The organism is Streptomyces sp. SID5469 (genome assembly GCF_009862865.1).
Lineage (GTDB): Bacteria > Actinomycetota > Actinomycetes > Streptomycetales > Streptomycetaceae > Streptomyces > Streptomyces avermitilis.
On the sequence record NZ_WWIN01000001.1, the window covers coordinates 6,546,643 to 6,559,558 of the forward strand.

Annotated in this window: 10 protein-coding genes and 1 pseudogene; 5 read left to right on the plus strand and 6 right to left on the minus strand. The window is 70.1% G+C overall.

Annotation, left to right across the window (positions count from 1 at the left end; genetic code table 11):
* Positions 1-61 precede the first annotated feature (61 nt).
* The gene (locus GTY58_RS28220; protein ID WP_010986803.1) at positions 62-3,367 is read right to left on the minus strand and encodes a S8 family serine peptidase; all 3,306 of its coding nucleotides are present in this window, start codon (positions 3,365-3,367) and stop codon (positions 62-64) included.
* A 255-nt stretch (positions 3,368-3,622) separates the two neighbouring features.
* Entirely contained in the window at positions 3,623-4,159 is a 537-nt protein-coding gene (locus GTY58_RS28225; RefSeq protein ID WP_010986804.1) for a CGNR zinc finger domain-containing protein, read from the minus strand.
* 119 nt (positions 4,160-4,278) lie between these two features.
* On the opposite strand from GTY58_RS28225, the gene GTY58_RS28230 reads away from it, so the two are divergent.
* The 4 genes from GTY58_RS28230 (at position 4,279) to GTY58_RS28245 (ending at position 8,129) form a co-directional block, all read left to right on the plus strand.
* On the plus strand, positions 4,279-4,731 hold the full coding sequence (locus tag GTY58_RS28230; protein ID WP_010986805.1) for a VOC family protein: 453 nt from the start codon (positions 4,279-4,281) through the stop codon (positions 4,729-4,731).
* 15 nt (positions 4,732-4,746) lie between these two features.
* The gene (locus tag GTY58_RS28235) at positions 4,747-5,628 is read left to right on the plus strand and encodes a pyridoxamine 5'-phosphate oxidase family protein (protein ID WP_010986806.1); all 882 of its coding nucleotides are present in this window, start codon (positions 4,747-4,749) and stop codon (positions 5,626-5,628) included.
* Positions 5,629-5,637: 9 nt separating this feature from the next.
* Complete coding sequence (locus GTY58_RS28240; protein ID WP_010986807.1) at positions 5,638-6,096, plus strand: NUDIX hydrolase; 459 nt, start codon at positions 5,638-5,640, stop codon at positions 6,094-6,096.
* Positions 6,097-6,338: 242 nt separating this feature from the next.
* Positions 6,339-8,129, plus strand: coding sequence for a TIGR03767 family metallophosphoesterase (locus tag GTY58_RS28245; RefSeq protein WP_010986808.1), 1,791 nt, complete (start codon positions 6,339-6,341; stop codon positions 8,127-8,129).
* A gap of 166 nt (positions 8,130-8,295) precedes the next feature.
* Here GTY58_RS28245 and GTY58_RS28250 read toward each other — a convergent pair whose 3' ends face one another.
* From GTY58_RS28250 to GTY58_RS28260, 3 genes are all read right to left on the minus strand, one after another.
* Positions 8,296-9,519, minus strand: a complete 1,224-nt coding sequence (locus GTY58_RS28250) for an IPT/TIG domain-containing protein (RefSeq protein WP_010986809.1) — start codon at positions 9,517-9,519, stop codon at positions 8,296-8,298.
* Positions 9,520-9,886: 367 nt separating this feature from the next.
* Positions 9,887-10,096, minus strand: a complete 210-nt coding sequence (locus GTY58_RS28255) for a DUF397 domain-containing protein (protein WP_010986810.1) — start codon at positions 10,094-10,096, stop codon at positions 9,887-9,889.
* A gap of 4 nt (positions 10,097-10,100) precedes the next feature.
* The gene (locus tag GTY58_RS28260; RefSeq protein ID WP_037651466.1) at positions 10,101-10,982 is read right to left on the minus strand and encodes a helix-turn-helix transcriptional regulator; all 882 of its coding nucleotides are present in this window, start codon (positions 10,980-10,982) and stop codon (positions 10,101-10,103) included.
* 202 nt (positions 10,983-11,184) lie between these two features.
* On the opposite strand from GTY58_RS28260, the gene GTY58_RS28265 reads away from it, so the two are divergent.
* Positions 11,185-11,682 (plus strand): ATP-binding protein, encoded by a 498-nt coding sequence (locus tag GTY58_RS28265; RefSeq protein ID WP_037651468.1) that lies wholly within the window; start codon positions 11,185-11,187, stop codon positions 11,680-11,682.
* Between the two features lie 31 nt (positions 11,683-11,713).
* Here GTY58_RS28265 and GTY58_RS28270 read toward each other — a convergent pair.
* A pseudogene (locus GTY58_RS28270) lies at positions 11,714-12,782 on the minus strand (hypothetical protein).
* Positions 12,783-12,916 lie beyond the last annotated feature (134 nt).

Below are 12,916 nucleotides of genomic sequence, written 5' to 3' on the forward strand. Positions count from 1 at the left end.
CGGGCGCCCGTTCCCGGACGCCCGCCCTCAAGACCGCACCACGACTACGGCGTGGCCTTGACTACGGCGTGACCTTCTCGATCTTCACGCTGCCCAGGCCCGCGACCGTGCCGCGCGCGTTCACCAGCTGGACCTGCCCGAAGAACTCGCGTCCCTCCGGCGCCGCGGCCGCGGCGGTGACCGAGCCCGACACCGTCGCCGAGTCACCCGTGCCGAGCTTCACCGGCGCGGACTCGTCGACCGTGACCTGGCCGAGCGAGGACGAGAAGAACACGTCCTGGTAGTCGTACGCCGTCGAGCCCGACGGGACCGAGTAGCCCGCGACCTCGATGGTGTACGTGCCGGCGGCGGGCGAGGCGACGGAGACGGCCTCCTCGGAGTCGCCGTCCGCGGACGACCCGACGACCGTCCCGGCGGCGTTCTTCACCGTCAGGTCGAGGTCGGCGGCCGCGTCCGAGACCTTGCCGATGGCGACGTCGAGGGACTTGGCGCCCGTGGGCACCTCGACCGTGGTGACCTGCGTCGCGCCCTCGGCGATGGTCGGCCGCGCGTTCTTCGAGGAACCGAGCGGGCCGCCCTTCAGCTTGCCGTCGAGCGCGGCGAAGTTGTTCGTCACCTTCCAGGCGGCGGCGGCCGGGGTGCCGACCTTGGCCTCGGGAACGGTCACGACCGCCGGGTCGAAGGCCGCGCCGAGCACGGCGACGTCGAGCTTGTACGGGTTGTCGAGCAGCGGCGACGTACGGCGCGACTCGACCTCGATCTCCCAGACGCCGGCCTGCGGGTCCGCGTACGCGCGCACGTCGGGCTTGCAGCCGTTGCCGTCGAGGTAGTTCGGGTAGCAGTACGGGGTGCCGGTGTTGTCGACCGGAGTGCCGTACGGGTGGATCGCGATGAACCGGGTCTGGCTCTTGTCCTTCAGCCCGCCGATCGCGACCTCGAGGGACTTGGCGCCCTCGGGGACCGTGACGAAGTACGACGTGGTGCTGTTGCGCTGCACCGAACCCGACGCGGAGTACGTGTACTTGACCGGCGCGGAGACCACGACGGTCGACAGGATCTGCTTGTCGACGCCCTCGGTGCGCGGGTCGTCGACCTCGAGGATCGCGCTCTTCAGGCCGGCCGACTTCGGGGCGGCCTGGACCTTGACGGTCACCGGCTGGTTCAGCGGGAGCTTGACCTCGTCCGAGCCGACGATCCGGAAGGTACCGGCGGCGTTGTTCTCGAAGTACAGCTCGTGCCGGATCGCCCTGTCGGCGCCGGACGTACGCGTGATGGTGACGTCGTACGTCTTCTTGTCACCGGCCTTGAGCCCGCCCTCGCGGTCGTACAGGCCCGTGCCGAAGCCCGGCGTCTTCAACGCGTCGTCGATCGCGGTGTCGACCGGCGCCTTCACGGTGTAGTCGTGCGCCGTGGCGTCGTCCTTGATGGACTCCCACGCGTCCACGATGTTGATGAGGCCCGCGCCCTCCTCGTACGCCTGCACACCCTTGATGTGGTCGGCGGTCGAGGCCAGCGCCGTGCGCAGGGTGGCGGGCGTCAGCTCGATGCCCTTGTGCTTGGCGGCGCTCAGCAGCAGCGCCGAAGCGCCCGCGGCCTGCGGGGACGCCATCGACGTGCCCTGGAGCATCGAGTAGCCGGCCGGCAGCGAGTAGCCCGCCTCGGCGACCGGGGAGCCCGGCAGCCAGGTCTGGGTGGAGTTGATCGAGGCGCCGGGCGCGGTCAGCGTCGGCGTGAAGCCGCCGTCCTCACGCGGGCCGCGCGAGGAGAACGGCATCATCGCGTACGGCTTCTCCACCTGGGAGCCGTAGTTGGCGGCCCAGGTCTGCTTGGAGATGGCCGCGCCGACCGAGATGACCTTGTCGGCCAGGCCGGGGTCGCCGATGGTGTTGGCGCCGGGGCCGGAGTTGCCCGCGGAGATCACCAGCTGGACGCCGTAGGTGTCGATGAGACGCGTGTAGAGCTCGGCGCGCGCGTTGTTGCCGTCGTTCAGCGCCGGCAGACCGCCGATGGACATGTTGACGATGTCCACGCCACGGTTGGCGACGAGGTCGATCATGCCCTCGGTGAGGGCGACGTTGGTGCAGCCGCCGGTCCAGGTGCAGGCACGCGAGGAGACGATCTTCGCGCCCGGGGCGGCGCCGTTCATCTTGCCGCCGAACAGGCCGTTCGCGGCGGTGATGCCGGCGACGTGCGTGCCGTGCTCGGACTCGATGACGCCGATGTTGACGAAGTCGGCCTTCTTGCCGACCCAGGTCCCGCCGAGCGGGTCCATCGGGACGTCCTTGCGGATCTCCACGACGAACGGCTGGCGCTCGACGACGTCCGTCGTCGGGTCGTCGGTGCCGAAGTAGCCGATCTGGTGGCCGTCCTTGTACGGCTTCATCGGCTGGTCGTCGGAGAAGTCGGCGTTGTTGTTCAGGTCGACGGTGACCTTGCCGGTCGCGGCGTCGTAGAGGACGCCCCAGGAGTCGGTGGTGTCGCCGTCGCGGTTGGCGTCGCCCTTGGCGTCGCCGCCGGTCGTCGCGGACTCCTTGAACGTGCTGATCTGGTACGAGCCCGCGGGCGCCGTCCAGGTCTTGCCGCTGTAGGTGAACGTGGGGCCGGCCACCGAGGTGACCATCGGGCGCCAGGTGGCGTCGCTGTCCAGGAGCGGGTCGGTGGCCGTCACCCAGTCCACGATCTTTCGCTCACCGGTGGTCGTCTTCTGGAGCGCCGGGTGGCCGAGGTCCACGCCCGAGTCGAGGACGCCGATGGTGATGCCCCGGCCGTCCGCCTTCGGGTGGTCCTTCACGAAGTCGACGGCGCCCGTCTCGAAGGACGGGTTGTACGGGTTCTCGGCGGGGGTGCTCTTGGACGGGCCGGAGTACGTGCCCGTGGCCTTCGAGGACGCGCCCTTGGCCGTGTCGGCGCTCGGCGCCGGGTCGTCGAGCGCGATCTCCTGGCGCAGGTCGATGCCGTGCACGGAGGAGAGCTTCGCGGCGGCGGCGATGGCCGCGTCGGCCTTGGCCGTCGGGACGGTGGCGCGGACGTAGCCCAGCTTGTCGTAGGCGCGGCCCACGGAGCCGCCCTTCACCGCGTCCAGCTGGTCGGCGACCTGCTCGGTCTGGCCGGCCGCGGTGGCGATCATCATCGTGACGTTCTTCGCGCCGTCGGCCTTGGCCTCGGCGAGGAGGTCCGCGTCGTTCGAACCGAGCTTGGCCGTCGCGGACTTGGTGCCCGGGTCGGGTGTGGCGGGGGCGTGGTCCGCGGCGAGGGCCATGGGTATCGGCCCGGCCGCGGAGAGCGCGGCCACCAGGCCTGCGGCCACGGCTATGCGGGCCACGCGTCTCGCGCCCGAAGTCGGAGCGGGCTGAGGGTCGGGGGTCATCAGCATCCCTTGTAGGTAAAGGAACGAGCGTGGAGCGACCGGTTCCGCTGGTCTGGCGGGACACGATCGCGACAGTCCGGTATGTGAACCCGGATGACCGCTCAGCTTTGCCTAAGGGGCGGTTGTTTGGGGAGAGTTGACCGGGGTGGGATGGACTCGTGGCGTACTTCCGCCATACGTCACAGCGGACACATAGGTTCAGGCCCGGGCAATTCGGCGGCGCGTCTGCGACCTACGCGCGTAGCCGGCCGGGGCTCAGGCCTCTCTTGTGCGCGCGTAGTGGCGGGACGCTTTCGCACGGTTGCCACAGGCGGCCATCGAGCACCAGCGCCGCGTGCCGTTCCGCGAGGTGTCGAAGAAGTGCAGGATGCAGCTGTCGTGGGCGCAGTGGCGGATGCGGTCGGGGGCGGTGTTCAGCAGCTTCAGGTAGTCGCGGACGGCGAGCCAGGCCGGTCCCCAGGACGCGTCCTCGAACTCGACGCTCTCGCCGGGCCCTTCGGCGGTCAGGGTCGCCCGGATCCGCCCGTGACCGAGAACGGCGTCGACCCGCCCGGCCCCCTCGTCGAGAGACCCGTCCACCACCGCCGCGAGCGCGTCCCGCGCCTGGAGCACATGCCGGAGCACCGTGTCGTCGGCGGGGAAGTCGAGCGCGTTCGCGGCCAGCCACACCGCCAGCCCGTCCGTGTCCGTCAGCAGGTCCTGCGTCGCGCCCTCGCGATTCCACCGGGTGTTGAGGAGATCGAGCGAGACCGGCTCACCGGTCAGCGGACGCGGGTCACGGGTGACGGACATCTGACGGCTCCCTCTGCTGCTGACCTGGGCTAACCACTCAAGAGTACGTGACCGGTTGACGCTCTCCTGTTCTAACCCCTAATGTCATCGATAGAGGTTAGCTTCCAGAGGGGATCACCATGGCACTCCGCACCGGCCACGTCGGCCTGAACGTCACCGACCTCGACCGCTCGCTCGCCTTCTACCAGGTCGCGCTCGGCTTCCGGCTGCTCGGCGAGAGCAAGGAGGAGGACCGCAGGTACGCGTTCCTGGGCGCCGAGGGCGAGGACGACCGCCCGGTCCTCACGCTCTGGCAGCAGGCGCAGGGGTCGTACGACACCACGCGCGCCGGCCTGCACCACCTCGCCCTGGAGGTGGACAGCGTCGAACAGGTGAGGGCGTACGAGAGCTCCCTGCGCGCCTACGGGGTGGAGTTCGCCTACGAGGGAGTCGTCGCCCACCGCGAGGGCTCGGCGTCCGGCGGCATCTTCTTCCACGACCCCGACGGCACCCGCCTGGAGATCTACGCGCCGAGCGGCACGGACGGCGCGCCGGCCCCCTCGGCGACCGCTCCGACGTGCGGATTCTTCTAGAGGGGCGGCCGTGTCATGACGTACCACTCAGGCTCGCGCGCCGTACAGGACCGACTCGGCGTCCGGGAGTTCGCCGATCATGTGGGCCGGGGCATCGGGCAGGGCATCCGGCCGGTGGCCGCCGCCTTCCTCGGACTCCAGCCGCTGCTGGTGCTGGGCGCCGCCGACCCGGCGAGCGGTGCGGTGTGGGCCTCGCCGGTCACGGGCGAGCCCGGATTCGTACGGGCCACGGGCCCCCGGCAGATCTCGGTCGCCGGCGGAGTACGGCCGGACGACCCGCTCGCACCGGCGCTCGCCGCCGAGGGCACCCCCGTCGGCACGATCGCCCTCGACCCGCGCACACGCCGCCGGATGCGCCTGGACGGCCACGCCCGCCCGACACCCCGCGGCTTCGCGATCACGGCCGACCAGGTCTTCTCCAACTGCCCGAAGTATCTGCAGAGGAGGGAGTCGTACGAGCGCCTGGACCGCGCACCGAAGCCGGCCCGGCGGTCCACCGAACTGACCGCTTCACAAAGCGAGTTCGTCGCGAAGGCCGACACCTTCTTCCTGGCCACCGTGCACGAACACGGCGCGGACGCCAGCCACCGGGGCGGCAACCCCGGCTTCGTACGCGTCGATTCCCCCGGCGAGCTGAGCTGGCGCGACTACCCGGGCAACTCGATGTTCCTGACCCTGGGGAACCTGTCGCTGGACCCCCGCGCCGGACTGCTCTTCCTGGACTGGGAATCCGGCACGACCCTCCAGCTCACGGGCACGGCGAGCACGGAGTTCGCCGCGGACGGGGAGCGCACGGTCCGCTTCCGGGTGAAGGAGGCCGTCGAGACCCCGTCCGCACTGCCCCTGCGCTGGTCCGCCCCCGCATACTCCCCTGCCAATCCGGAGCCGGCACGCTAACGTCACGGCGTGCGCAAGAACTTGAGGGTGGCGGCCTACGCCATCTGTGTCCGCGACGGGAAGCTCCTGCTCGCCCGGGCGCAGGACCCCGACGGCAAGCCCGAGTGGACCCTGCCCGGCGGCGGCATGGAGCACGGCGAGGACCCCTACGACACCGTCCTGCGGGAGGTGGAGGAGGAGACCGGCTACCACATCGAGGTCACCGGGCTGCTCGGCGTGGACTCCGTCCGGCGCACGTTCCCGCGCCGCCTGCGGACCCCCACCGACCACCACGGCGTACGGCTCGTCTACGAAGGACGGGTCGTCGGGGGCGAACTGCGCCCGGAGGTGGGCGGCACCACCGACCTCGCGGCCTGGCAGGACCTGGACGCCGTACCCGGGCTGCCCCGGGTCGGGGTGGTCGACATAGGCCTCGCGCTGTGGCGGCGGCGTCCGGTCACGGGACGGGTCGCCCGCCCGGCAAAATAGGGTCGCTACCCCGGAAGATGAACACGGAGTGACCGCCTCCAGGCCGTTCGGAGAGGGGTCGTGGGCGCGTGGGGTGGCCGCGCGGCAGTCCAAGATCCACGTACGGTGATCGGCGCTGCGCGTTGCCGCCTCGTTAACGTGCAGGCCATTCCCGGTGCCAACGATCCAGTGTGAGCGGGGAGTTTGCGTAACGCGCCCCCCGCGACCACTGCCGAAGCGTTCGCACTCGGGGAGACCGCGCCATGTCGCGCATACGCTCTGTCGCTGCCGCCACTGCCACCGCCGCCCATGCCGCTGCCGGCGCCCTGGACCGCCGCTCGCTGCTCGCCGCCACCGGAGCGGTGTCCCTCTCCGCCGGTCTCGGCTTCGCCCTGCGTCCCGGCTCCGAGGTGCCCGCACCCGCCCACGCCGCCACGGGCGAGGCACTCGCCGTGTCCCGCCAGGCGCCGGCCGCGCCACTCGCCCCGTACACCCGGGGCACCACCCTGAGCAGCGTCGCCGCCGCCCGGTCCGGCTCCTCGGGCTACCGGCGGCTCGGCGACGGCGCCGCCTGGAAGCGCGTCGTGCGCGGCGACCTGGCCACGCCCAAGGCGGGCCGCGCGGGACGGCGTACGGCCCTCGCCTCCTTCGTGCAGTTCACCGACCTGCACCTGGTCGATGTGCAGCACCCCCTGCGCTACGAGTATCTGCGCTCCCAGACCGCCAGCGCCTGGCGCCCGCAGGAGTCCCTGTCGGTGGCCGGCGCGGTCTCGCTCGTCGAGCGGGTGAACGCGCTGCGGGGTGCCCCCGTCACCGGCACCCCGCTGCACTTCGTGATGACCACCGGCGACAACACCGACAACAACTCCAAGACGGAGCTGGACTGGTTCCTGAAGGTGATGAGCGGCGGCAGGGTCACCCCCAACTCCGGTGACCCGCGCCACTACGAGGGCGTCCAGAGCAGCGGGCTCAAGCTCTACTGGCAGCCGGACGCGGCGCTGCGCGACGCCGACAAGCAGCTCGGCTTCCCCCGTATCCAGGGCTTCCTCGCGGCGGCCATCCGCGAGCTGCGCAGCCCGGGCCTGAACCTCCCCTGGTATTCGACGGTCGGCAACCACGACGCCCTGCCCGGCGGCTGCTACGCGCCCGGCGACTCCTACTTCGCCGAGGTCGCGGTCGGCGGCAAGAAGCTGATGACGCTGGACCAGGCGGCCGGAAAGGCGATCTGGGACAACGTGAAGAAGGGCGGCGACCCCAAGGGCGTCGACTTCAAGGCGATGCTCAAGTCCCAGGCCAGACACATGCGTTCGGTCACCCCGGACGAGGCGCGCGCGCCCTTCACCCCGGCCGAGTACCTCAAGGCGCACCTCGACCCCGCGCACACGGGCCCGGGCCCCATCGGCCACGGCTACTCGGAGGCCAACCTCTCCGCGGGCACCCAGTACTACGTCTTCCGCATCGCCGACGACGTCCTCGGCATCAGCCTCGACACCACCGACCCGGGCGGCCACTACGAGGGCTCGATCGGCACCGCACAGCTGAAGTGGCTGGAGAAGACGCTGCGGGACAACAAGGACTCGTACGTCATCGTCTTCAGCCACCACACCAGCAAGACGATGCGCAACCTCAACACGGACCCCGCGCACCCGGGCGAGAAGCGCCACGGCGGCGCCGAACTGGTCTCCGTCCTCGGCAACCACCCCAACGTCGCCGCCTGGGTGAACGGCCACAGCCACAAGAACGACATCACCGCGCACGCGGCGCCGAACAAGGGCTCCAAGGGCGCCTTCTGGGAGATCTCCACGGCCTCGCACGTCGACTTCCCCCAGCTGGCCCGCATCATCGAGCTGGTGGACAACAAGGACGGCACGATCTCCCTGTTCACCACGCTGATCGAGTCGGCGGCCCCGCACCGCACGGATTTCGCCGACCTCACCCAGACGGGCCTGGCGGCGCTCTACCGGGAACTGGGCTTCAACGCACCCGGCGCCCGGTCGACGCTGTCGGGCACGGCGGAGGACCGGAACACGGAGCTCGTCCTGACCAAGGGCTGACGACTGACGACGAGGCGGAACCGAGGCACAGGTGAAGAGGCGGGGAGAACGCGAGGGGAGGACGCGATCACCCTCCGGACTCGTCCGCGTGACCGCTGACGAACCGAAGGGTGATCGCGTCCTGGATGTGGGTGCTAGGTCTCACCGTCGATCAGGCGGACCCCGCCTAGACGTAGGTGTAGGCGAGGGTGTTGCTGGTCCCGCCGGGGGTGGTGACTTGCACCTGTACCGTCCCGGTGCCGGCCGGGGCGGTGGCTGTGATCTGGGTGGCGGAGTCGACGGTGAAGCTGGTTGCCGGTGTGCCGCCGAAGGTCACCGCTGTAGCGCCGGTGAATCCCGTGCCGGTGAGGGTGACCACGGTGCCGCCCGCGGCCGGACCCGACGTCGGGGTCAGGCTGGTCAGCGTCGGTACCGGTGTCCCGGTGTAGCTGTACGCGGCGCCGTTGCTCGTGCCGCCGGGCGTCACCACCGTGACGAGGACCGTACCGGCTCCGGGCGGAGACACGGCGGTGATCACGTTGTCGGACAGCACCGTGAAGCTCGTGGCGTTCGTGGCGCCGAACTTCACGGCGGTGGCGCCGGTGAAGCCGGTGCCGATGATCGTCACCGACGTGCCGCCCGCGGCCGGTCCCGAAGCGGGGGCCAGTGCGATCACGACCGGCACCGGGATGTAGGTGAACGGGAGGGAGTTGCTGGTACCCCCGGGGCCGGTGACCGTGACCGCTGCCGTCCCCGCGGCGTGAGCCGGAGCGGTCGCCGTGATCTGGGTGTCGGAGTTGACCGTGAAGCTGGTCGCCGGTGTCCCGCCGAAGGTCACCGCCGTCGCACCCGTGAATCCCGTGCCGGTGAGGGTGACCACGGTGCCGCCCGCGGCGGGGCCCGAGGCCGGACTCAGGCTGGTCAGGGTCGGGACGTAGTTGTACGTGGCGCCGTTGCTGGTGCCGCTGGGTGTCACCACGGTGACCTGGACCGTGCCGGTTCCCGGTGGAGACACGGCGGTGATCACGTTGTCGGACAGCACGGTGAAGCTCGTGGCGTTCGTGGCGCCGAACTTCACGGCGGTGGCGCCGGTGAAGCCGGTGCCTATGATCGTGACCGACGTGCCGCCCGTAGCCGGTCCCGACGTGGGATTGATGACCGTGATGACCGGCACGGTGTAGGCGAAGCTGACGCCGTTGCTGGTGCCGCTGGGTGCCACCACGGTGACCAGGACCGATCCGCTGCCGGGCGGGACCACGGCCGTGATCACGTTGTCGGACAGCACGGAGAAGCTCGTGGCGTTGGTGGCGCCGAACTTCACGGCGGTCGCACCGGTGAAGCCGCTGCCGACGATCGTGACCTGCGTACCGGCCGGTGCCGTCGATGGTTGGACGAGGGAGATGGTTGTCATCGTGCAGCCTTCTTCTTCTGGGGGTCGATTCCAGACGGAAGCCCGCTGGCCCTGCACGAGTGACTGGTCAACTCCGTGCCCTTACGAGGCAACACGGCAAAAGATCGAGACGCGTGCGAAGGGATGGGACGAAAAGCAGACCGCCGCGTGACTCGATTGAACCGACCGGAAAGACGGCACCGGAAGAGGTGAAAGAGACCTACCGAGGCAAAGGTGGCGAATACGATAATCCGATGAAGAATCGCCGTGAGTCGTTCCCGCGCCGGGAGTACATCAACACCGAACCGGCCGCCGCGGCGTGCACTTCAGGGAGAAACTCAGGCCGAGTGCGCCCCGCCGCCGGCCAGCAGCACCGCCAGGCGCATGGTCACGTACGGATGCCCGTGACGAAGGCGGACCACGCCGCGGCCGGTACGAGGAGGGAGGGGCCGGTCGGGTTCTTCGAGTCGCGGATGGCGATGTCGGTACCGGGGGTGGGGGCGGCTATTTCTACGCAGTTCTGGCCGGCGTCGCTGTAGGACGACCTGAACCAGGCCTGCTCAGGGACGATTTCGGGTGCAGTGGGGCGCGGGTGCATGGGTCTACAGCTCTCGTTCCAGTCGGTGGAGGAACTCGGGGGTGTCCTCGGGCGGCAGCGCCGACGCTGTCATGGTGTCGAACCGGCGGCTGAAGCGGTCGACCTCACGGGGCTTGTCCGAGGTGGAGACGGAGCCCCAGGCGCTGTCCGCCTGGACCCGGGGCGGCAGATTGTTGCCGAAGTCGAGGATCGCGAAGTCGTTGATCGAGCGGTAGCTCGGGCGGAACGGCAGCACCTGAACGGTGATGTGGTCCCACCCCGACAACTCCTCGATCCGCGCGCACTGTTCGCGCATCACCTCAGCGCCCCCGATCGGATACCGCAAGGCTGCTTCTCCCAGGATGACGTGCAGCTTGACGGGGCTCTCCCGGGTGAGAACCTCCTGGCGCTTCATCCGCAGCTCCACGCTACTTCGGATGAACTCCGTGGTGTACTCCTCGATCGGCTTTTGCACCTCGTGCACGGCACGGGCGTAGCGCTCAGTCTGCAAAAGGCCGTACACCAGCGTCGGGTGATAGGCCTTCATGGCGTGTGCCTCCGGCTCCAGTCCGACGAACCCCGGCATCCCCGAGGGCATCAGGCCCCGGTACTGCGTCAGCCAGTCCTGCTGGTTGGACTCCCGGTTGAGGCTGATCAGCGAGTCGACGACGTCCTCGTCGGTGACGCCGTACTTCGTCAGGAGCTTCCTCAGGTCGCCTACAAACCGGAAGTTCAGAGATCCCGTTTCGATCCGTTGCAGAGACGCTTCCGAAATGCGCAGTCCCTGAACCGCTTGCTTGCGGGTGAGGCCGACGCCTCGGTCGCCCCCGTCGCAGTTTTCTCGTAGTTGGCGTAACTGCAAGCCGAGTTCGAGCCGCTGGGCCGTCCGCCCGCGCTTCGCTGCCATGTGCACCGCCTTTGTGCCGCAGTACGTGTTGCTGCTCTTGCAGCGCCGAGTGTGACACTCCGTGTTGCCCGCGCGCAGCCGCTTGCTCAGATTCGGGCATAGTCCAATATCGGCGGGATTGAATATTCAGGGCATGTTCGATTGTGGGGTCCTGTCAGCTCTAACACGCTAGTTGGACACATTGCGGATGAAGGGACCCCACATGCCCACCCCCGAACCCCCCACCCTCCTCGCCCACGACTGGAGCATGGGCTACCCCATGACCCTGCGTAGTGTCCGGCTCGCCCGGCTTCACGTCCGTCGGCGGCTGACGATGTGGCAGTGGGGCGGCGATATCGACGACGCCGTGCTCGTGGCGTCGGAGCTCGTCGCCAATGCCGTACGGCATGCGCGTGTGGTTGGGCGCGAATTGTGGGTGCGGATCGCCGAGTTGGAGGGAGATGGGCTCCTCGTCGAGGTGGCGGATCCTGTGCGGGCGTTTCCCGAGGTTGCCGCCGAACCCGACGGCGAGGGCGGTCGTGGGCTCCTCGTCGTGCGGCACCTCACCGCCGAACTCGACTGGTTCCTCCGCGCCGATGTCGGCAAGACTGTACGCGCCCGTTTCGCCCCGCACCCGCACCAGAACTCGGACCCGCACCCGCACCCGCACGCACGAGGAGGGGCCGCCGGCGGACCGGTGACCCCTCCACTCCCCTCCTGATGCTTCCGCTCCTGATGCCTCCGCCCGCCCCCTATCGGGGAAGCACCACGACGTGTGCCGCCGGATCCCGGTCCTCGGACGCCATCATGGCCGTACGGATCACCGCCGCCTGCTGTTCCATCGCGTCCCTCAGCTTCTTCGGGGTGATGTGGACGACCGTGATGCCCAGCCGCTCCAGAAGCTCGCGCTTGCGGGCGTACTCCGACCACGACGCGTCCTCGGCGTCCTGCCGATGGCCCTGGCGCGGAGCCCGGGTGTCCAGTTCCACCGCCACCGCCTGTTCCGGCCAGTACGCGTCCAGGCCCCCGAGAGGGGGCCCTCCGGGTAGCCGCAGATCGACGTTCCACACCGGGTCGGGCAGGCCGTGCTCGCGGACCATCCGGTACAGGCGGCCCTCCGCGATCGCCCGGCCCTCCGCCAGCAGCGAGTCCACCGCGTCCACCACGTGCGGGCGCCCCAGCAGCCGCGCCTGCGTCAACTCCCGCACCACGGACGCCGGTTCGCAGTGGCCCGCGCGTACCGCCTCCGTCAGCAGCCGGCGTACGACACCCGCGTCCGACAACTCCGCCACCGCGTCCGCCAAGGCGCGCGGGACCGGGGCCACCGGCACGCCCGCGACAACGGACGCGTCCGGCAGCGCGGAGGCGCGGACGATCCGCGCGTAGCCCGTCGAGCGCAGCCGGCGCGGCTTCGGCACCAGTACGTCGATCTTGTCGAGGGACGGAAACGGCGGCGCCGACGCGAAGCCGTGCAGCGCCAGTGCCGCCAGGCCCGTGATCATCGCGTCCTGGTAGGGCTGCGGCGCGTGCGGCTCCTGCGCGCCCGGCTGGGTGGGGATGGCGGGCGGCGTCGGGCGAAAGGGGGGCGCGGGCCGCGTACATCAGGACCGAGTGGAGGCACTCCTCGGAGGTGGGCGGACCGGCGTGGAGCAGGTACACGCCCGGGAGGACCTGCTGCCAGGGGCCGCCCGGCCGGCACTGCTCGTGCGTCTCGGCGGCCGTGACTCCGTGGGCGCGCAGCTGGGTCGCGGTCAGGACCCGGCGCTGCGCGTCGGACAGGTGGTGGAGGGGGCGGGGGGAGAGCGGGGTGTTGTGGTTCATGAAGCGGGGTTTCCCGCGCCCGATCCGTCCCCTAACCGCTGTTACACGCCCGTCGACAATTCGGGACAAGGTGACACTAAAGTACGGGCGTTCGACTGCCGAAAGGGGCTGGTCCGGAGGGGAGACGGTCCGGG